Annotated in this window: 18 protein-coding genes; 8 read left to right on the forward strand and 10 right to left on the reverse strand. The window is 60.8% G+C overall.

Annotation, left to right across the window (positions count from 1 at the left end; all coding sequences use genetic code 11):
* Positions 1–37 precede the first annotated feature (37 nt).
* On the reverse strand, positions 38–826 hold the full coding sequence (locus BFQ03_RS08500) for an AraC family transcriptional regulator (protein ID WP_032862400.1): 789 nt from the start codon (positions 824–826) through the stop codon (positions 38–40).
* A 97-nt stretch (positions 827–923) separates the two neighbouring features.
* Here BFQ03_RS08500 and BFQ03_RS08505 point away from each other — a divergent pair, with 97 nt between their 5' ends.
* Positions 924–1,796 (forward strand): DMT family transporter, encoded by an 873-nt coding sequence (locus tag BFQ03_RS08505; RefSeq protein WP_032862390.1) that lies wholly within the window; start codon positions 924–926, stop codon positions 1,794–1,796.
* Here BFQ03_RS08505 and BFQ03_RS08510 read toward each other — a convergent pair.
* Together BFQ03_RS08510 and BFQ03_RS08515 are read right to left on the reverse strand one after the other, a co-directional pair.
* Positions 1,793–2,683, reverse strand: a complete 891-nt coding sequence (locus BFQ03_RS08510) for an esterase/lipase family protein (RefSeq protein ID WP_065942865.1) — start codon at positions 2,681–2,683, stop codon at positions 1,793–1,795. The genes BFQ03_RS08505 and BFQ03_RS08510 overlap by 4 nt on opposite strands.
* A 134-nt stretch (positions 2,684–2,817) precedes the next feature.
* Entirely contained in the window at positions 2,818–4,887 is a 2,070-nt protein-coding gene (locus BFQ03_RS08515) for an AsmA family protein (RefSeq protein ID WP_065942866.1), read from the reverse strand.
* A 368-nt stretch (positions 4,888–5,255) separates the two neighbouring features.
* Here BFQ03_RS08515 and BFQ03_RS28945 point away from each other — a divergent pair, with 368 nt between their 5' ends.
* Together BFQ03_RS28945 and BFQ03_RS08525 are read left to right on the forward strand one after the other, a co-directional pair.
* Positions 5,256–5,675, forward strand: coding sequence for a hypothetical protein (locus BFQ03_RS28945; RefSeq protein WP_082445654.1), 420 nt, complete (start codon positions 5,256–5,258; stop codon positions 5,673–5,675).
* Between the two features lie 152 nt (positions 5,676–5,827).
* A complete protein-coding gene (locus BFQ03_RS08525) occupies positions 5,828–6,460 on the forward strand; it encodes a TetR family transcriptional regulator (RefSeq protein WP_029300780.1) in 633 nt (210 codons plus the stop codon).
* A 5-nt stretch (positions 6,461–6,465) separates the two neighbouring features.
* Here the strand turns inward: BFQ03_RS08525 and BFQ03_RS08530 are convergent, their stop codons facing one another.
* Entirely contained in the window at positions 6,466–6,972 is a 507-nt protein-coding gene (locus tag BFQ03_RS08530; protein WP_032862395.1) for a C40 family peptidase, read from the reverse strand.
* A 297-nt stretch (positions 6,973–7,269) separates the two neighbouring features.
* Between BFQ03_RS08530 and ureE the strand changes: the two genes are divergently transcribed.
* The 5 genes from ureE (at position 7,270) to BFQ03_RS08555 (ending at position 10,921) form a co-directional block, all read left to right on the forward strand.
* Complete coding sequence (gene ureE, locus BFQ03_RS08535; protein ID WP_065942867.1) at positions 7,270–7,770, forward strand: urease accessory protein UreE; 501 nt, start codon at positions 7,270–7,272, stop codon at positions 7,768–7,770.
* A complete protein-coding gene (locus tag BFQ03_RS08540) occupies positions 7,767–8,441 on the forward strand; it encodes an urease accessory protein UreF (protein WP_065942868.1) in 675 nt (224 codons plus the stop codon). Before ureE ends, BFQ03_RS08540 begins: the two co-directional genes overlap by 4 nt.
* A gap of 9 nt (positions 8,442–8,450) precedes the next feature.
* Positions 8,451–9,065, forward strand: a complete 615-nt coding sequence (gene ureG / locus BFQ03_RS08545) for an urease accessory protein UreG (RefSeq protein ID WP_017849719.1) — start codon at positions 8,451–8,453, stop codon at positions 9,063–9,065.
* A 24-nt stretch (positions 9,066–9,089) separates the two neighbouring features.
* The gene (locus tag BFQ03_RS08550) at positions 9,090–9,662 is read left to right on the forward strand and encodes a HupE/UreJ family protein (RefSeq protein WP_065942869.1); all 573 of its coding nucleotides are present in this window, start codon (positions 9,090–9,092) and stop codon (positions 9,660–9,662) included.
* 137 nt (positions 9,663–9,799) lie between these two features.
* Positions 9,800–10,921 (forward strand): AGE family epimerase/isomerase, encoded by a 1,122-nt coding sequence (locus tag BFQ03_RS08555; RefSeq protein ID WP_032862399.1) that lies wholly within the window; start codon positions 9,800–9,802, stop codon positions 10,919–10,921.
* A 110-nt stretch (positions 10,922–11,031) separates the two neighbouring features.
* On the opposite strand, the gene BFQ03_RS08560 is transcribed toward BFQ03_RS08555, so the two are convergent.
* From BFQ03_RS08560 to BFQ03_RS08585, 6 genes are all read right to left on the reverse strand, one after another.
* Entirely contained in the window at positions 11,032–11,937 is a 906-nt protein-coding gene (locus tag BFQ03_RS08560; protein ID WP_065942870.1) for a cation diffusion facilitator family transporter, read from the reverse strand.
* A gap of 185 nt (positions 11,938–12,122) precedes the next feature.
* A complete protein-coding gene (locus BFQ03_RS08565; RefSeq protein ID WP_032862006.1) occupies positions 12,123–12,887 on the reverse strand; it encodes an SDR family oxidoreductase in 765 nt (254 codons plus the stop codon).
* An 803-nt stretch (positions 12,888–13,690) separates the two neighbouring features.
* The gene (locus BFQ03_RS08570; protein WP_032862008.1) at positions 13,691–14,407 is read right to left on the reverse strand and encodes an ABC transporter ATP-binding protein; all 717 of its coding nucleotides are present in this window, start codon (positions 14,405–14,407) and stop codon (positions 13,691–13,693) included.
* On the reverse strand, positions 14,404–15,279 hold the full coding sequence (locus BFQ03_RS08575; RefSeq protein ID WP_029300504.1) for an ABC transporter ATP-binding protein: 876 nt from the start codon (positions 15,277–15,279) through the stop codon (positions 14,404–14,406). The genes BFQ03_RS08570 and BFQ03_RS08575 overlap by 4 nt, the downstream gene beginning before the upstream one ends.
* Positions 15,276–16,553 carry a high-affinity branched-chain amino acid ABC transporter permease LivM gene (livM, locus tag BFQ03_RS08580; protein ID WP_032862010.1) on the reverse strand — a complete coding sequence of 426 codons (1,278 nt, stop codon included), beginning with the start codon at positions 16,551–16,553 and terminating at the stop codon, positions 15,276–15,278. Before livM ends, BFQ03_RS08575 begins: the two co-directional genes overlap by 4 nt.
* Before the next feature lie 2 nt (positions 16,554–16,555).
* Entirely contained in the window at positions 16,556–17,470 is a 915-nt protein-coding gene (locus tag BFQ03_RS08585) for an ABC transporter permease subunit (protein ID WP_029300506.1), read from the reverse strand.
* Positions 17,471–17,582 lie beyond the last annotated feature (112 nt).

Raw genomic sequence — 17,582 nt, forward strand, 5'->3', positions numbered from 1 at the left:
GGCCTCCCCTGCAGTGTAGACAAAGCCTGTTACACCTTCACCTACTACGTAGGTTCGTCCGTCGATACTGCTCCGGCGTACTGCCGGCCTGGCGCTGGAACATCGCAATAAACGCCGAGGCGGTGCTGTAGCCCAGGTCAAACGCTACTTCCTGCACACTGCGGCTGCTTTCCAGCGCCTCAATGGCCGCCAGAAAACGCAGGCGCTGGCGCCACTCACCAAAACTCATGCCCAGTTCACGCACAAATTGCCGGGCCAGGGTGCGCTCGCTGACATGCACCTGCTGCGCCCACTGCGCCAGCGCGCGGCTGTCGCCAGGGTCCACCTGCATGCCTTCGAGCACGCTGAGCAGGCCGGGGCTACTGGCATAGGGCAGGAAACAATCATGCACCGGCGCCTGGCGCAGTTGATCCACCAGCACCTGGGCCAGGCGCACGTCGGCCTCGTTGGCGGGGATGTTGACGTCGCGCTCGGCAAAGTCACTGAGGATGGCCTTGAGGATGTCGCTGATGGTCAGGGTGCAGGGCTGCGCAGGCAATTGCTCGCACAAGGACGGCGCCAGGTACACCGAGCGGTAGACAATCGCCTGGGCGTTGTAGGAGCTGTGCTGGGTGTTGGGCGGGATCCACACCGCGTATTGCGGCGGCGACATAAACCGGTTGCCGCCCACCTCAAAGCGCATCACGCCACGGGCCGAGTAATCCAGGGAACCCCATGCATGTTGATGGCTGGAAGCATGGCTGTCGGCGGCAAACTCCGAATAGCGAAAGTACACCGGGGCCGGCAGTACGTCGAAATCGGGCAAGTTGATGTAGGTTCTGGACATGTTGTCTGGATACAAAGGCGGCTTGTCTGGATCGAAGTATAGGCTTCGATCCAGACAAAGGATAATCAAGCCTCACTAACGTTCCTGGTTCCTTGCGATGCAATACGCTTATCCGCTGCTGGCCATTTTTATCTGGGCTGGCAATACCGTGGTCAACAAACTCGCCGTGGGCTCGATATTCCCGGCCGAGATCGGCTTTTATCGCTGGCTGCTGGCGGCCATCCTGTTTACCCCGTTCATGCTCAAGCCGGTCATTGCCAACTGGGCGCTGATCCGCCCCAACCTGGGCAAAATCGTCATCCTCGGTGTGCTCGGCATGGCGGTCTACCAGAGCCTGGCGTACTACGCGGCGAGCCTGACCAGCGCCACCAATATGGGGATCATCCTGTCGCTGATGCCGTTGATGGCCCTGACCGCCGCCATTATCAGTCTCGGCCAGCGCCTGACCTTCGGCGCCTTGACCGGTGCAGTCCTGTCGTTTGCCGGGGTTGCGGTGGTGGTATCGTCCGGCAGCCTCGGCGCGCTGCTGCAACACGGGGTGAACCTGGGCGACGCGATGATGCTGGTGGCCACGCTGGCCTATGCGATCTACAGCACCCTGCTGAAAAAATGGCAACTGCGCCTGCCGCCCCTGGTGTTGTTGTATTTGCAGGTGCTGGTGGCGGTGGTGGTGCTGTTTCCGCTGTTCCTGGCGTCGGACAAGGTCGGTCTGGGCCCCTCGAATATTGGCCTGGTGGTGTATGCCTGCCTGCTGGCGTCGATGATCGCGCCACTTGCGTGGATGCATTCGGTGAAAAACCTGGGGCCGAGCCGCACCACGCTGTTTTTCAATTTGCTGCCGTTGATCACCGCGCTGATTGCCGCGGTGGTGCTCAAGGAGCAGTTGGCGCTGTATCACCTGGTCGGGGGCGTGCTGACGTTGGGTGGGGTGATTTTGTCGGAGCGCTGGACGACGCCGGTAAGGCGCTAAATCCCGGCTGCCTTCAACCGCTGCGCATGCTCGACAAACAGGCGAATCGGCTCGGCGCCCTTGCCCACCAGGCCCAGCGACTGGTTGACGATATCGAAATGGTCCAGCGCATAGTCATCACCAATCACCGTGCCCAGGTGCGAGCTGTAGCGCCCGACCATGCCATCGCACTGGCCTTTCTCCTTGACGAAGGTGCGCGCAAACAGCCGGCAACTGCGGTTTGTACCGTCCAGCAGGTTGCGCCCGCGATCAGTCTTGCCCGGCTGCAAGGTGCCGGACCAGGAGTAATACCGCACACCGTTCACTTCCTCGGCGCCCTGCCCGCCCCAGGTATCGGGCAAGCCCTGGGGGTACTGGCGATTGAACAGCGCCACACCCTCACTGGTCAGTGACTGATGAGAGGCGTGGATATCCGCCGCAAAACGCGGGCCGCGATAGCCGGTTTCGAGCAGCCCCATCACCACGCCCACCAGGCGCAACAACGCACTCATGATCCGCCCCTTGGCGCTATCGGCCGGGTAGTGGGTGTGCAAGTAGTCCGCCAGTTCAGAACCGTGATTGGGCCCGGCCACCGACGTGACCGAGGCCACCCATTCCGGGCGTTTAGCCGCTGCGTAACGGGCGGTGAGCGAACCCTGGCTGTGACCGATCAGGTTGACCTTGTCGGCGCCGGTCTGGCGGCGTATCTGTTCGATCTGCACCAGCAACTGCTCGCCGCGCACCTCACTGGCGTTGAGCGGCGCCACCTGCACCGCAAACACCTGCGCCCCGCCGGCACGCAATGCCGGGACGATCCCGTACCAATACGGGTACAGCACCAGCCGCACAAACCCGAGCATGCCCGGCACCAGGACCAGGGGATAACGTGTAGCCAATGACTGCGGCATGGGGCGAACGTCCGTCAAAAAGGCGATTGAGCAGATCCTAGACCAGCCCTGCGGCAATCGATATGACACCCGGCTACATCCGATAAAACTTTTTGCGCCGCGTAGCACTCACATTTTGGTTTCGGGCTCGTCAGTCAGCCCTTCACCGTCTTCGGCGCCTTGCCTTCCTTCATCTGCTGCAACAGCGGCACACACTGGTTCGGCACATCACCGCTCGGTGCCACCAGCGCCAGCAATCCCGCCGCAGGCCCGACAATCACCCCCAACGCCACCATCCCTGCACCCCGCAGCATTAACGGCACCGCCTTGACCCCTGCATTGGGCTTGATAAACGGCCCGTTGACGTACAGCGGCGAGCGCAGCGAGAACAGGCGGAAACCCTTGGACTCCGGGGTAATCGTCAGGTCCAGTTGTTCGCTGGCCATGTTCGCGGTGCCATCGATGTAGATGATCGCGTTCTCGGTATCGAACACAAACAGCCGACTGGTGGCCAGGCCGGTCTTGATGCCGAAGTCCGCCGCCGCGCAGTTGATCTTCACTTCCTTGTCGCCAAACATCTTGCCGACCACATAGTTGCCCACGTTCAGCCCGGCAATTTCCATCAGGCCACGGCTGATCGCGCCGTCGTTGATGAGCATTTTCAGATCGCCATTGGCACTGCCCAAGAGCGCCGCCACCGAGTTGCCACGCCCGGCGATGTCGGCATCGCCGTTGAGTTCGCCGAAGCTGGTTTTCATCGGTTCAAAGGTGGGGAACAACTGCTTGAGCTTGAAGTTGCGCGCCGTCAACTTCGCCCGGCCCTCCAGCGGAGTGATGCGGCCATTGAGGCGGATTTGCGCGCTGAGCTTGCCACCCGCCACGCCAAAACGCAGGGGTTCCAGGCTCAATTGGCCGTCGGTCAGCACCAGGTGTGTATAGAGGTCGGTGAACGGCAGTTCGGCGCTGTGGACAATGCGTTTGCCCGTGAACTCGACATCCGCGTCCATATCGCGCCAGCGCTCGGTGCGAAACTCCTCCACCGGCAGCACCTTGGTCGCCGGTTGCTTGCTTTCACCGCCACGGGCCTTTTGCTTGGCGTTGGAGTCAGCACCGATCAGCGGCGCCAGGTCGGCCAGTAACAGTTGATTGGAGACCAGCGCACCACTGAGCTTGGGCCGCGGCTGGCTAGCGACGTAGGCCAGGTCGCCATGGATATCGCTGTTGCCGATCTTGCCGTTGAAGTTTTCATAACGGAACGACGCGCCGCCGGCTTCATGCAATTTGGCGATCAAGCGACCATCGGTGGAATAGGCCGGTGAGTCCGGCAGAGTCACGCCAGTCAGCGGGTAAAGGTTGCCCAGGCTGGTACCGGACAGTTTCAGGCGCAAATCCAGGGCGCCGAGGTTCAGCGGGTCGGTCAGGGTGCCGGCCAGGGCGATGCTGGTGTCACCGATCCTGGCCTGGGCTTGCAGGGGGAATGGCTTAGCGGCGTCCTGCAGGGCCAGCAACCCGCCGATCTTGCCGCTGCCGGCGAGTTTCTGGCCGTGGTACTGACCGCTGACCTTGAGGCCGAAAGCGTAGTCCTGGGGGGCAGAGCCCTTCTCCAGGGCCTTTTTTGCGTCGCGCTCACCGACTATTTCACTGAACGCAACCGGCTTGCCCAGCGGGTCGATCAGCACATCCAGGCGGGTCTTGAGCGTCTGGTCGTCGAGGGTCACGTGGCCCTTGTCGAAGCCGATAGCGCCGATATCCACCACCCAGTTGGACGGTTCGGCATTTGGGTCCTTGGGATCAAATTTGAATACCCAGTTGGCGCGGCCATCGGCCAGGCGCTGCAACTCGGCGCTCGGTTCGGTCAGGTCGATACGCGGAATCACCACGCGCTGGGCCAGCAAGGCCAACGGTGAGATACGCAATTCGACACGCTTGAGGCTGACCATCTGCGGTTTTTTCGACCACTCGGGGTTGCCCAGGCTCAGGTCCTCGGCCACCACATGGGGCCACGGCACCCAGGCCCGCCAACCGCCCTCGTCCGGCTCGCGCTGCCAGACCACGGCCAGGTTGCCATTAATGGCAAAGGTGCGATGCAGCTCTTCGGAGACTTTGGCATTGAGTTGCGGCTTGATCCTGTTCCAGTCGAAGAACACCAGGATCAGCACGACGGCGGCGATTAACAGAACGAAGCAAGCACTGCTCCAGGCGAGAATTTTACGAGTGCGCGTCATTGCACTGGGCTCCTGATTACGACTGCGCGTGCCAGTGGCAACGCGCGCAAGGACTAAAGCTTATATGGCTACGACTGGCAAATGGCCTGGGGGTTTAACCGCAGAGTGGAATTAGCGGCGAAAAGCGCTTTTTCTGACTAATCCGACAGCTTCTTTCATCAACGGCGCACCGTTGTTACCCACGCCCGTGTCGAAAATACCCACATCGGTGCAAAAGCGCGTGCTTGAGACGCGCGTTCTAGAGCCATCGCGTAGAACAATCAATTCTGTTGATTATTACCATTGTGTTTATGAACTTTTATATCGAGTTATCGAGAGTAGCATTAGCCCTGTACCCACTTTATCGCCCTCCCAAGGAGCAACTCATCATGAAACGCCAATTACTGCTCAGTGTTGCACTCTCTGTCCTGGCCACCAGCGCTTTCGCCCTGCCAGCTGCAGAACAAGCCATCCCACAAGTCAAATCTGACGCTGTACACATCAGCCAGACCGTTGCCGAAGGTGGCCGCGATCGCCTGGAACAGAAAGGCCTGGTCGAAGGTGGCTCGGATCGCCTGCAAGAACGCAATGCCGTAGCTGAAGGCGGCCGCGATCGCCTGGAACAGAAAGGTCTGGTCGAAGGTGGCTCGGATCGTCTGCAAGAACGCAATGCCGTAGCTGAAGGCGGCCGCGATCGCCTGGAACAGAAAGGTCTGGTTGAAGGTGGTTCTGACCGTCTGCAAGAACGTAACGCCGTAGCTGAAGGCGGTTCCGACCGTCTGGCTGAAATGCATAAAGCTACGAGCTAAGCCTGTGCTGGCCCTGAAAAAAGCCCGATCCCCTGCGATCGGGCTTTGACTTTGTGTGACCCGCAACACCCTTGTCTCGCTTGAAGTTCGACGCCGGTAAAGTTGATTTGCTAGAGTGCGTCGCTGTCCTTGCCTACAAAGCCCACCCGCCCATGCTCCCCCGCGCCGAACAGAAGCAACAGACCCGCCTTGCCTTGATGGACGCAGCCCGCCATCTGATGGAGGGTGGACGAGGGTTTGGCAGCCTGAGCCTGCGGGAAGTGGCCAAGAGCGCTGGCATCGTGCCGACCGGTTTCTACCGTCACTTTGCCGATATGGACCAACTGGGCCTGGTGCTCGTCAGTGAGGTCGGCCAAACCTTCCGTGCCACCATCCGCCTGGTACGCCACAACGAATTCGTCATGGGCGGCATCATCGATGCCTCGGTGCGGATCTTTCTCGATGTGGTCGCGGCCAACCGTTCACAGTTTTTATTCCTCGCCCGCGAGCAATACGGCGGTTGCCTGGCCGTGCGCCAAGCCATCGGCGCCTTGCGCGAAGACATTACCTCGGACCTGGCGGCCGACCTGACGCTGATGCCCAAACTCCAGCACCTGGATGCCGAGGGTCTGCATGTGATGGCCGACCTGATCGTCAAGAGCGTGTTCGCCACCCTGCCCGACATCATCGACCCGCCCGCCGCCGCCCTGCCTGCACACCTCACACCCCAGGCCAAGATCACCCAGCAACTGCGCTTTATCTTTATCGGTCTCAAGCACTGGCAAGGCCTGGGCAGCACCGAATAGAGCGATCAACGCACCGCGTAGAAGCGTTTGGCGGTGGTGTAGTTCTTCTTCCAGTAGGTGTTGGCCAGCGAATCAATGCGGATGCTTTTGCCCGGGCGCGGTGAATGAATGAATTTGCCTTCGCCGATGTACAAGCCGACATGGCCAACCTGGCCGCTGCCATTGCCCCTGAAAAACACCGCATCGCCGGGTTGCAGCGCATCGCGCTTGATCGTTGCCGCCGTTGAGCGGTGCATCGCCGAGGTGGTGCGCGGGATAACAATATTGGCTTGGGTCTTGAACAGATAGACCAACAGACCGCTGCAATCGAACCCCTGATCCACCGATGCCCCTCCCAATTTGTAAGGCTTGCCCAACAATTCATAGGCGCGGTCGACAACGTTGTCGATGGCAGGCCTGGGCACGGAACTGAACGAGGCCAGTGACGTACCGCGTTTACTGACGTTGGCCCAGGACGATGACGTCAGCGCAAACAGGCCGACAATAACTACACCTAAAAATGACTTGAACATGATGAACGTCGCGATGGATTAAACAGGGGCGAAATCCTAGTGAAACGACGTAGAACGAGATGAACGGAAACTCTCAGATCGTTGTAAGACACATCCCAAAGCCCCTGAAGCCCGTAACCAACTGCACAACTTCGGCGCCAAAAGCCGCCACCGCGCACCAAAATGAGTCATGCCTCGCGCAACCTGTTGCCCCAATGAGTGGCAGACACTCGATTCCTACGTCGTTTTCCCACATCCAGCCAGATTGGCAAGCCCCTTGCTCTAGCCTGTTTATCGCTCATAGCTGGAAGCTTCCTGATGCTGGTGATCCACCGCCGAATCGCCCCCCAACCCGTCTGGGCCGCAGAGTTGTTGCTGAACTTCGACGCTCGCAGCAAAAGCCGCCTGCGCTGTTTCAGTGCCGAGGGAGAAGACGTCGGCCTGTTTCTGGAGCGTGGCCAGCCGCCGCTGCATGACGGAGAATTCCTACAGGCTGAAGACGGACGTGTCGTACGCGTCTGTGCTCGCCCTGAACAACTGCTGCATGTCACCTGCAGCAGCGCCTTCGAACTGACCCGCGCGGCCTATCACCTGGGCAACCGCCACGTGGCCCTGCAAGTGGGAGACGGCTGGCTGCGCCTGCTCGATGACTACGTGCTCAAGGCCATGCTGGAGCAATTGGGCGCCCATACCGAAACCCTCGAAGCACCGTTCCAGCCAGAACACGGCGCCTATGGTGGCGGTCATCATCACTCGCGCCACGGCGATGAAGACTTCAACTACCCGCCCAAACTGCATCAGTTCGGCGTGCGCCTGTGAACCCGGCCTGGGCGCTGTTGCGCCTGGCCAGTCCGCAATTGCCGATTGGCGGCTACAGCTATTCACAGGGCCTGGAAATGGCCGTGGAGAATGCCTGTGTCAGTGATGCCGACAGCGCCCGACGCTGGATCAGCGACCAGTTGCTGCTCAACCTGGCGCGCTTCGAAGCGCCGTTGCTGCTCGCCCATTGCCAGGCCGCCGCAGCCCAGGACTGGGCGCGCCTGCGCCAACTCTGCGAGGAGCATCGCGCCAGCCGCGAAACCCGTGAGTTGTTCCAGGAGAGCCGGCAGATGGGCTATTCCCTGCAACAACTGCTCAATGGCTTGCCGGAGTTGGATGAAGCCGCCCGCGATTTTCTTACGGCAACCCGCGAGCCGCATTTGGCCCTGGGCTGGGCGCTCGCGGCTCGCGCCTGGACGATCAGCCCCGACGATGCCCTGGCCGCCTGGCTCTGGAGCTGGCTGGAAAACCAATTGGCCGTGCTGATGAAAACCCTGCCCCTGGGCCAGCAAGCCGCCCAACGCCTGACCAGCGAACTGCTGCCCCTGCTGCAACAGGCCCAGCAGGACGCCAGCCAGCGCGACCCTCATCATTTTGGCAGTGCCGCATTCGGCCTGTCCCTGGCATGCATGGCCCACGAGCGCCAGTACAGCCGCCTGTTCCGTTCCTAGGAGAGCCCCATGAACACACAACCCCTGCGCGTCGGTATCGGCGGCCCCGTTGGCTCCGGCAAGACCGCCTTGACCCTGGCGCTGTGCCTGGCCCTGCGTGATCGCTACAACCTGGCGGTGGTCACCAACGACATCTACACCCGCGAAGACGCCGACTTTCTGGTGCGCAACCAGGCCCTGGCGCCCGAGCGGATCATTGGCGTGGAAACCGGCGGCTGCCCGCACACGGCGATCCGTGAAGATGCATCGATCAATCTCGAAGCGGTTGATCAACTGAACCGACGCTTTCCCGGCCTCGACCTGATCCTGGTGGAGTCGGGCGGCGACAACCTCTCAGCCACCTTCAGCCCCGAACTGTCAGACCTGACCATCTATGTGATCGATGTATCAGCCGGCGACAAACTACCGCGCAAAGGTGGACCGGGAATCTGCAAGTCCGACCTGCTGGTGATCAACAAGATCGACCTGGCGCCACTGGTCGGGGCCTCGCTGGAGCTGATGAACAGCGACACCCAGCGCATGCGCAATGGCAAACCCTTTGTGTTCAGCAACCAGAAAACCGGCGTCGGCCTCGACGAAATCGTCGCCTTTATCGAACGCCAGGGCCTGCTGACCGCAGCCTGATCCCTCTTATCAAGGAGCTGTCTTATGAGCCTCAACAAACTGTTTGCCACCCTCGCCCTGCTACTGGTCCCGGCCCTGGCCTTTGCCCATCCGGGTCACGGCGACAATGGTCTGGTAGCCGGCATCAGCCATCCCCTCGGCGGTCTCGACCATTTGCTGGCGATGCTGGCCGTCGGCCTGTGGGCGGCGCAGCAACAAGGCGCGGCGCGCTGGGCCCTGCCTTGCACCTTTGTCGGCACCATGCTGCTCGGTGGCGTGCTCGGTTTTGAAGGGTTGGCCTTGCCGGCCCTGGAAAGCGGGATTGCCGCGTCGGTACTGGCCCTGGGCCTGGCGGTGGCTTTGGCGATTCGTCCGCCGGTGGCGGTGGCGGTAGCTGCAACAGCCGTGTTTGCCCTGTTCCACGGCGTGGCTCACGGCCTGGAACTGCCGGATATGACCAGCCCGTGGGCGTATGCAGCCGGGTTCGTGGGGGCGACGGCTGTGCTGCACGCGGCGGGTTATGCAGTGGTGCGCTTTCTGCCGGCTGCGGCGGCGCCGCTGGTGCGGGTGGCAGGGGCCGCTTCGGCGGCGACTGGGGGTTGGTTGCTCGTCGGGTGACGAGAGCAGCAAGCTTCAAGCGTTCAGCGGCAAGTAAAGAGCTGTTGAGCTTTCACTTGCCGCTTAAAGCTTGAAGCTTGCCAGTGCCCCTCTGCTACCATGCGCGGCAAACACCCCTGCCGTGACGACGCCAGCCGATGCCCATCGCTCCAAGCTCTGCCAACAAGCCTCAACTGAACGCTGTGCTCACGCACTTCAACGACCTGATCGTGCCGCTCTGGCAGGGCCCAGGCTGGAATGCCGAGTTGGCGTTGCCCTATGAAGCACTGGATGCCGATCACCAGCCATTGGCCCCGCAGCGCTACCGCGCCATGGCCTGCGCCCGGCAGCTGTATGTGTTTGCCAGCCTGATCGGCGAGCCCGGCAAGGACTTTGCGCAAGAACGTGCAGCGGCGTTGTTCCGCTCGCTGCAACGGCACTTCCACGACGCCGAGCACGGTGGCTGGTTCTACAGCATCGACCCCCACGGCAAGCCGCTGGACAAGCGCAAAGACCTGTATACCCACGCGTTTATCATCTTCGCCTGCGCCCATTACTGGGCCAAGGTCCGCGAGCCGCTGGTGGAGTCGGTGCTCAACGCCGCCCTGGAAGTGGTCGCCGAGCGCTTTGCCACGGGCGACGGCTTGTATGAGGCCGTATTGGAGCGCAACTGGTCGTCCCTCAAGTCCGGCCCGCTGCAAAACCCGCTGATGCATCTGGCCGAAGGTTTCCTCGCCACCCTCGCGGTACGTGAAGACCCTGCGGTGCAACAGGCCCTGCTGGCACTGGCGACGGCCATGCAGCAACGCTTTATCGACCGTCAGCACGGCGTGATGATGGAAAAGCCCCTGGGTGCTGTGGATAACTGGTTCGAGCCGGGGCACCAGTTCGAGTGGTTCTTCCTGCTGGAGTCCTCGCCTGTGCTGCGCGGCACGCCCCTGCACGCTTCGCTGAGCCGGGCGTTTGCCTATGCCGAGCAGATGGGTGTGGATAACGTGAGCGGCGCAGTCAGCGGGATGCTGGCACTCGATGGCAGCGTGCGCGACGGCACCCAGCGGATCTGGGCCCAGGCCGAATATCTGCGCGCGCTGACGCTGCGGCCAGGCAGCGAGGCGGTGCTGGAGCGCCAGTTGCTGGCGTTGCAGCAGCATTTCCTGCATGCAAAGGGCTGGAATGAGTGCCTGGATGCCAAGGGTGAGGTAAGCCGGCGGGATATGCCGTCGACTACGCCCTACCATTTGGCGACGTGCTATCAGGGCCTGATCGAATTTTTCGGCTGATCTTTCCGGCCCCATCGCGAGCAAGCCCGCTCCCACACTTGAATGGGTTCACACATCAAAATGTAGGAGCTGGCTTGCCTGCGATAGCCTCACCTCGGTCTAACTGACTATCAGGCAATCCACTTGCGATCCCCGGTAAAGCTGATGGTCAACCAGCGCGCCTTGTCCGCCGCGCCCAGCCCTGTGGATATCTCTTCACGCAGCTCATCGAGTGTCGCAACCTTATCCACCGGGTAATCGGCCGGCAACACCACATGAATCTCGATAAACCGCGCCCGCCCGTGTTTCTGCACGTAGGACACATAGTCATCGAAGCCATGCCGGGCCTGGGCCGCATCCATCACTTCGCGCACCTTGTCGTCCAACTGGTCCGGGGCAATCCCCAGCACATCGCGCAAGGCCGGGCGCAGGATCTTCAAGGCCGGCGCCAGCATGCTCAGGGCCAGCAGGATCAGGATCAAGGGGTCGACATACACCGCCCACTCGCCATAGCCCTGGGACTTGAGCAGCAACGCAGCGAGGAAGCTCACCAGCAGGCCCACGGAGAGCATGGCGTCCACCAGCCAACTGATGTTGTCGAACTGGATCAACGACGACTTGAGCGTGCGATTGCGGTAGCGCACGTAGAAGAAATAGGCGAACTCGACCACGGTAAACACCGCGGCATAGATGATCACCAGCCCCAACTCGATCTCGCGCCCGCCATTGATAATGCCGAACACCCCGTTGAGAAACGCGTAGATAGCAATCAGTAGCAGGAAACTGCCCTCGATCAGCAACACCATGGGCTCCAGGTGCCAGTAGCCGAACTGGAAGCGCTCGTTGCTTTTCTTGGCGATCAGCTTGGCCGTGATCAGCATCAGCACCTTGATAAAGGTTGCGATCAGCGAGAAAAAGCCATCGAACAAAATGGATTGGGCGCCTGATATCACACCCGTGACAATCCCGGCGATCGCCACGGCGAACATCAGGATGGTCGATTGTTTGAGCAGTGCCTGCTCACCTCGGTTACTCACATATCCTCCTGTCAAAACCTTTAAACCGCTGGGTGCGGTGGGGTTTTCAGGAGTGGAGTGTACCTTATGCCCTGTTTTGACCGATCTGACGCCTTCGCGAGCAAGCCCGCACACATTTGGATTTGTGAATGCAGTCGAATGTGTGTGTGGGTTTGCTCGCGAAACAGGCGGCGCGGTCTCAAGCCTTACTTGGCCCCACGCTCAATCGCAAACCCAGCCCAGGTCTGGCTCACCGGCATCAGTTCCAGGCGGTTGATGTTCACGTGCGCCGGGGTGTTCATCACCCAAAAGATGGTGTCGGCAATGTCCTGCGGCTGGATCGGCTCGGCGCCGGCGTAGGTGGCGTCGTAACGCGCCTGGTCACCGCCAAAGCGCACCAGGGAGAACTCGCTTTCGCACAGCCCCGGTTCGATGTTGGTCACGCGCACGCCGGTGCCTTGCAGGTCGCAGCGCAGGTTCAGGGAGAACTGTTTGACGAACGCCTTGGAGCCGCCATACACGTGGCTGCCCGGGTATGGGTAATTGCCGGCGATGGAGCCCAGGTTGATGATCCCAGCGCCACGGCCATGGGCGATCAGGCGCGGCAGCAGCAGGCTGGTGGTGGTCAGCAGGCCTTTGATATTGGTGTCGACCATGGTTTCCCAATCGTCGAGGCTGCATTTGGGCGCAGGATCCGTGCCCACCGCCAGGCCCGCATTGTTGATCAGCCCGCGCAGCTTGCTGAACGACGGTGGCAGGCTGGCAATCGCCTCTTCCATGCCCTTGCGGTCACGCACGTCCACCACCAGGCCATGCACCTCGGTCTGCTTGGAAAGCTCTTCGACCAGGGCATTCAAGCGCTCGGCACGACGACCGGTGAGCACCAGTTTCCAGCCGGCCTCGGCAAAGCGACGGGCACAGGCTTCGCCGAAACCTGAGGTTGCGCCAGTAATAAACAGCGTGTTGGACATGGTGTTCTCCTTGCAGGCATCGGGAAAAAATCAGCCAGCAGAATGCCCTTACCCCGCCGTCCCGGCAACCGCTAAGCGCACAACTTGATACACCCTTGATCATTTTTTAACCATCTTGACCAATGCCCTATGAACCGTGGCTTACAGCCATGTGCGCGCAGGTTATCCACAGCTGCGCCCACAGTCTTTGGGGGCAAGTACGAAACCCTGCAGGCCGCTGAGTACGAGGCTTTCAGGGCGATTCAAAAAGTTTTTTGCTTGACCTTGGACCGGCCATATGTAGGCCTCTGCAAAAGGATGTGTCGAGGGGCATGGCTCCAGGCCAGTAAAACCGGCCTCTACGGAGGTCTTTCCAGAGTTTAACCACAGACTTATCCACAGGCCTGAGCGTCATCTTTCGGTCATTCACCTGTGTCTTTGAACAGGTTGACAAAACCTGCCGGGCCCCACAAAAAAGCGCCTGTTCAAAAAACAACCACCGCGCTGTAAGCCTCGTAAATAAAGGCTTGCAGCCAGCTACTCCCATGTTACCCACAGCCGGTTCCACAGCGGATGGGGACAAGTCATTTGTGTGACAAAACAGGGATTTGCGGCGGCTATATGTCGCGCTTTCGGAGGTGTGTGGATTTGTTTTCCACAATTTGCCGGAGGGTCTGCGCACGCCCCAAGAATGTAAGAGCCAACTTTATGTGGGAGCCGGGCTTGCCCGCGATGGCATCACCTCGGTTTACCTGAAATACCGAGGTGTATGCATCGCAGGCAAGCCAGCTCCCACACAAGCTGGCGCCTAGGGTGGTGGCGGATTAATGCCCGCCGAGGTAGGCGTTGCGCACTTCCTCGTTGACTAGCAGCTCCTTGCCGCTGCCTGTGAGGCGAATCTCGCCGTTGACCATCACATACGCCCGGTCAGACAGGCGCAACGCGTGGTTGGCGTTCTGCTCCACCAGGAAGATGGTCATGCCGGTGGCGGCCAGTTCGCGCAGGGTGGCAAAAATCTGCTTCACCACGATCGGCGCCAACCCCAGGCTCGGCTCATCGAGCAGCAACAGCTTGGGCCGGCTCATCAGCGCCCGGGCGATGGCGAGCATTTGCTGCTCGCCACCGGACATGGTCATTGCGCGCTGGTTGCGCCGTTCCTTGAGCCGTGGAAACAGCTCGAACATGCGTTGCATATCTTCGCTGGCGTGCTTGTCACCGATGGGGATGGTGCCCATCAGCAGGTTTTCCTCGACGGTCATGTCGGGGAACACTCGCCGCCCTTCCGGAGACTGGGCGATACCGTTGGAAGCGATGTAGTGGGACGACTTGTGGGTAATGTCCACGCCCTGGTACAGGATCTGCCCCGACTCGGCCCGTGGCTGGCCAAAGATCGACATCAATAGCGTGGACTTGCCCGCGCCGTTGGAGCCGATCAGGCTGACGGTTTCGCCTTCGTCGATGTGCAACGAGACTTTCTTCAAGGCCTGGATCGGGCCATAAAACACGTCCAGGTCCTTCATTTCGAGGATAGGTGTACTCATACCAACTCCTCTTCATCGGCGCCCAGGTAGGCCGCGATCACTTTCGGGTCGTTGCGGATCGCTTCCGGCCCGCCCTCGGCGATGACGTTGCCGTGGTCCAGCACCACGATGTGGTCGGAAATACTCATCACCATGCCCATGTCATGTTCAATCAAGACCACTGTGAGGTCGTGTTCGTCGCGCAGCAGGCGAATCATCGCGCTGAGGGCTTCGGTTTCCTGGGGGTTGAGGCCCGCAGCCGGTTCGTCGAGGCAGATGATCTGCGGCCGGGTGCACATGGCGCGGGCGATTTCCAGGCGGCGCTGCTGGCCGTAGGACAACTCGCCAGCCAGGCGGTTGGCACAGTCCACCAGGTCCACCACCTCCAGCCAGTAGAATGCATGGTCGAGGGCATCGCTTTCCGCCTTGCGGTAGCCCTTGGTGTTGAGAATGCCTGCCAGCATGTTGCGGTTGACCCACATGTGCTGGGCCACCAGCAGGTTTTCCACCACCGACATTTCCTTGAACAGGCGAATGTTCTGGAACGTCCGGGCCAGGCCGGCGCGGTTCACCAGGTGGGTACCGCCGAACATCTTGTAGTACACCCGACTGAAAAAGCTCTTGGGCGAAACAAAGTCGGTGGGTTTGAAGCGCTCGCCAAGCAACTGGATCACATTGGTCTGCTTGCCACGGATGTTGAGTTCGATCTTGCCGCCGCTGGCCGTATAGAAACCGGTCAGGCAGTTGAACACCGTGGTCTTGCCAGCACCGTTGGGGCCAATCAGGGCGAAGATCGAGTTGCGCTCGACCTTGAGGCTCACATCGCTCAAGGCCTTGATGCCACCGAAGTGCATCATCAGGTGTTCCACGTTGAGAACGACTTCCTTGCTCATGGCGCCACCCCCTTGCGTGGTGTCACCCCGGTTCGGCTGATCCGGATCAAGCCGCGTGGGCGCCAGATCATCATCACCACCATCAGCACGCCAAACAGCAGCACGCGGTACTCGGAGAAGCTACGCAGCAGTTCAGGTGCCACGGTCAGCACGAACGCGGCAATCACCACGCCCACCGTCGACCCCATGCCGCCCAGCACCACGATGGCGAGGATCAGCGCCGACTCGAAGAAGGTAAACGACGACGGGTTGACGAAGCCCTGGTAGCTGGCAAAAAACACCCCGGCCAGGCCAGCAGTGGACGCACCAATGGTGAACGCCGAAAGTTTCACCAGCACGTGGTTCAGGCCCATGGAGCGGCAGGCGATCTCATCCTCGCGCAAGGCTTCCCAGGCGCGGCCCACCGGCATGCGGGTCAGGCGGTGCTTGATGTACAGCACCAGCAGCACCACCAGAAACAGCACGATGTAGATGAACAGGAATTTCACGTTGGGGTTGTAGGCAATGCCGAAGAACTCATGGAACGGCACCCCGCCTTCCTTGGCACGCCGGCCGAATTCCAGGCCGAGGAACGTCGGCGATGGCACCGGCATACCGTTCGGCCCGCCGGTGAACGACAGCCAGTTGTTGAGCACCAGGCGGATGATTTCACCAAAACCCAGGGTCACGATGGCCAGGTAGTCACCGTGCATTCGCAACACCGGGAAGCCCAGTATGCACCCCGCAAGCGCAGCAGCGATGGCCGCCAGTGGCAGCACCGTCCAGAACCCCAGGCCCAGGTATTGATAACCCAGGGCCAGGCCATAGGCGCCGATGGCGTAGAACGCCACGTACCCCAGGTCGAGCAGCCCGGCCAGGCCGACCACGATGTTCAGGCCCAGGCCGAGCAACACGTAGATCAGCCCGAGGATCACCACGGTCAGCAGGTACTTGTTGGCAAAAAACGGAAAGACGATGGCGATCACGATCAGCGCCGGGATGATCCAGCGCAACCGCGACTTGTAGTCCGGCGCCAGCACATGCACGCCGGAGCCCGAGGTTTCAAAACCCTGGAGAATCTTCAAGCCCTTGGGGGTTTGCAGGAACAGGCTCATGACCAGGCGCCCGACCATCACGATGGCCACCAGCAAGCCCACGCGGGCCGGTTCCAGGTTGAAGCTGTAGCCGTCCAGGACCACGCCGACGATGGGCCCGAACACGATCAGGGAAATCAGCCCGGCGAGGACTGCATCGACCACACTTTTCTTGATATCGATAGATTTGGCTGCAGACATGTTTACACCTTCGCCACGAGTGGGCGACCAAGCAGGCCCTGGGGACGGAAAATCAGAATCACCACCAGCAGGGAGAAACTGAACACGTCTTTGTAGTCAGAGTTGATCAACCCCGAGAACAGCGACTCGGAAATCCCCAGGATGATCCCGCCCAGCATCGCCCCGGGCAGGGAGCCGATGCCGCCAAGTACTGCGGCGGTAAATGCCTTGATGCCGATGATGAAGCCGGCATAGAAGTCGAACGTGCCGTAGTTCAGGGTGATCAGCACACCGGCCAGGGCCGCCATGGCGGCACCGATGACAAACACGTAGGAGATCACGCGGTCGGTGTTGATCCCCAGGATCGAGGCCATCTTGCGGTCTTGCTGGGTCGCGCGGCACATGCGGCCGAGCTTGGTGTACTTGATGATGTAGGTCAGCAGTGCCATGCCGGCAAAGGCCGCGACCAGGATAAAGACCTTGGTGTAGGTCAACTGCACGAACCCAGTGCCGATATCGACGCGCCAGGCGCCGGCCAGCAGGGTCGGAATGCCTTGTTGCTTGGCGCCCTGGGCGATCTGCGCGTAGTTCTGCAGGATCAACGAAATACCGATAGCGCTGATCAGCGGGGCCAGGCGGGTGGAGTTACGCAACGGTTTGTAGGCGACACGCTCGATGACCCAACCGTAGACGCCGGTGACCACCACGGTGAATATCAACGTGCCAAGGATGAGTAGCGGGAAGGATTCGAGGCCGAAGTAAGCCAGCAGTGCCAGACTGATCGCCGCGAGGTAAGCGGAAATCATATAAACCTCGCCGTGGGCGAAGTTGATCATGCCAATGATGCCATAGACCATTGTGTAGCCGATGGCGATCAGGCCATAGACCGACCCGAGGGTCAGGCCGTTGACCAGTTGCTGCAGGAAAATACCATCCATAACGCAATCTCACGCGGTGAGGACCTGCACACCGTTGGGTGTGCGGCCCTTCTGGAGGAAAACAGAGGCTTAGCAACGCTCCTTGTAGGAGCAAGCTTGCTCGCGAAAAACC

It is taken from the genome of Pseudomonas sp. 25 R 14 (assembly GCF_900004755.1).
Classification (GTDB): Bacteria; Pseudomonadota; Gammaproteobacteria; order Pseudomonadales; family Pseudomonadaceae; genus Aquipseudomonas; species Aquipseudomonas brenneri.

What these genes read in the sequence shown, in the direction of transcription:
- BFQ03_RS08500 (WP_032862400.1), bottom strand. Translation starts at nt 826, where the DNA reads ATGTCCAGAACCTACATCAACTTGCCCGATTTCGACGTACTGCCGGCC.
- BFQ03_RS08505 (WP_032862390.1), top strand. Translation starts at nt 924, where the DNA reads ATGCAATACGCTTATCCGCTGCTGGCCATTTTTATCTGGGCTGGCAAT.
- BFQ03_RS08510 (WP_065942865.1), bottom strand. Translation starts at nt 2,683, where the DNA reads ATGCCGCAGTCATTGGCTACACGTTATCCCCTGGTCCTGGTGCCGGGC.
- BFQ03_RS08515 (WP_065942866.1), bottom strand. Translation starts at nt 4,887, where the DNA reads ATGACGCGCACTCGTAAAATTCTCGCCTGGAGCAGTGCTTGCTTCGTT.
- BFQ03_RS28945 (WP_082445654.1), top strand. Translation starts at nt 5,256, where the DNA reads ATGAAACGCCAATTACTGCTCAGTGTTGCACTCTCTGTCCTGGCCACC.
- BFQ03_RS08525 (WP_029300780.1), top strand. Translation starts at nt 5,828, where the DNA reads ATGCTCCCCCGCGCCGAACAGAAGCAACAGACCCGCCTTGCCTTGATG.
- BFQ03_RS08530 (WP_032862395.1), bottom strand. Translation starts at nt 6,972, where the DNA reads ATGTTCAAGTCATTTTTAGGTGTAGTTATTGTCGGCCTGTTTGCGCTG.
- ureE (WP_065942867.1), top strand. Translation starts at nt 7,270, where the DNA reads ATGCTGGTGATCCACCGCCGAATCGCCCCCCAACCCGTCTGGGCCGCA.
- ureG (WP_017849719.1), top strand. Translation starts at nt 8,451, where the DNA reads ATGAACACACAACCCCTGCGCGTCGGTATCGGCGGCCCCGTTGGCTCC.
- BFQ03_RS08550 (WP_065942869.1), top strand. Translation starts at nt 9,090, where the DNA reads ATGAGCCTCAACAAACTGTTTGCCACCCTCGCCCTGCTACTGGTCCCG.
- BFQ03_RS08555 (WP_032862399.1), top strand. Translation starts at nt 9,800, where the DNA reads ATGCCCATCGCTCCAAGCTCTGCCAACAAGCCTCAACTGAACGCTGTG.
- BFQ03_RS08565 (WP_032862006.1), bottom strand. Translation starts at nt 12,887, where the DNA reads ATGTCCAACACGCTGTTTATTACTGGCGCAACCTCAGGTTTCGGCGAA.
- BFQ03_RS08570 (WP_032862008.1), bottom strand. Translation starts at nt 14,407, where the DNA reads ATGAGTACACCTATCCTCGAAATGAAGGACCTGGACGTGTTTTATGGC.
- BFQ03_RS08575 (WP_029300504.1), bottom strand. Translation starts at nt 15,279, where the DNA reads ATGAGCAAGGAAGTCGTTCTCAACGTGGAACACCTGATGATGCACTTC.
- livM (WP_032862010.1), bottom strand. Translation starts at nt 16,553, where the DNA reads ATGTCTGCAGCCAAATCTATCGATATCAAGAAAAGTGTGGTCGATGCA.
- BFQ03_RS08585 (WP_029300506.1), bottom strand. Translation starts at nt 17,470, where the DNA reads ATGGATGGTATTTTCCTGCAGCAACTGGTCAACGGCCTGACCCTCGGG.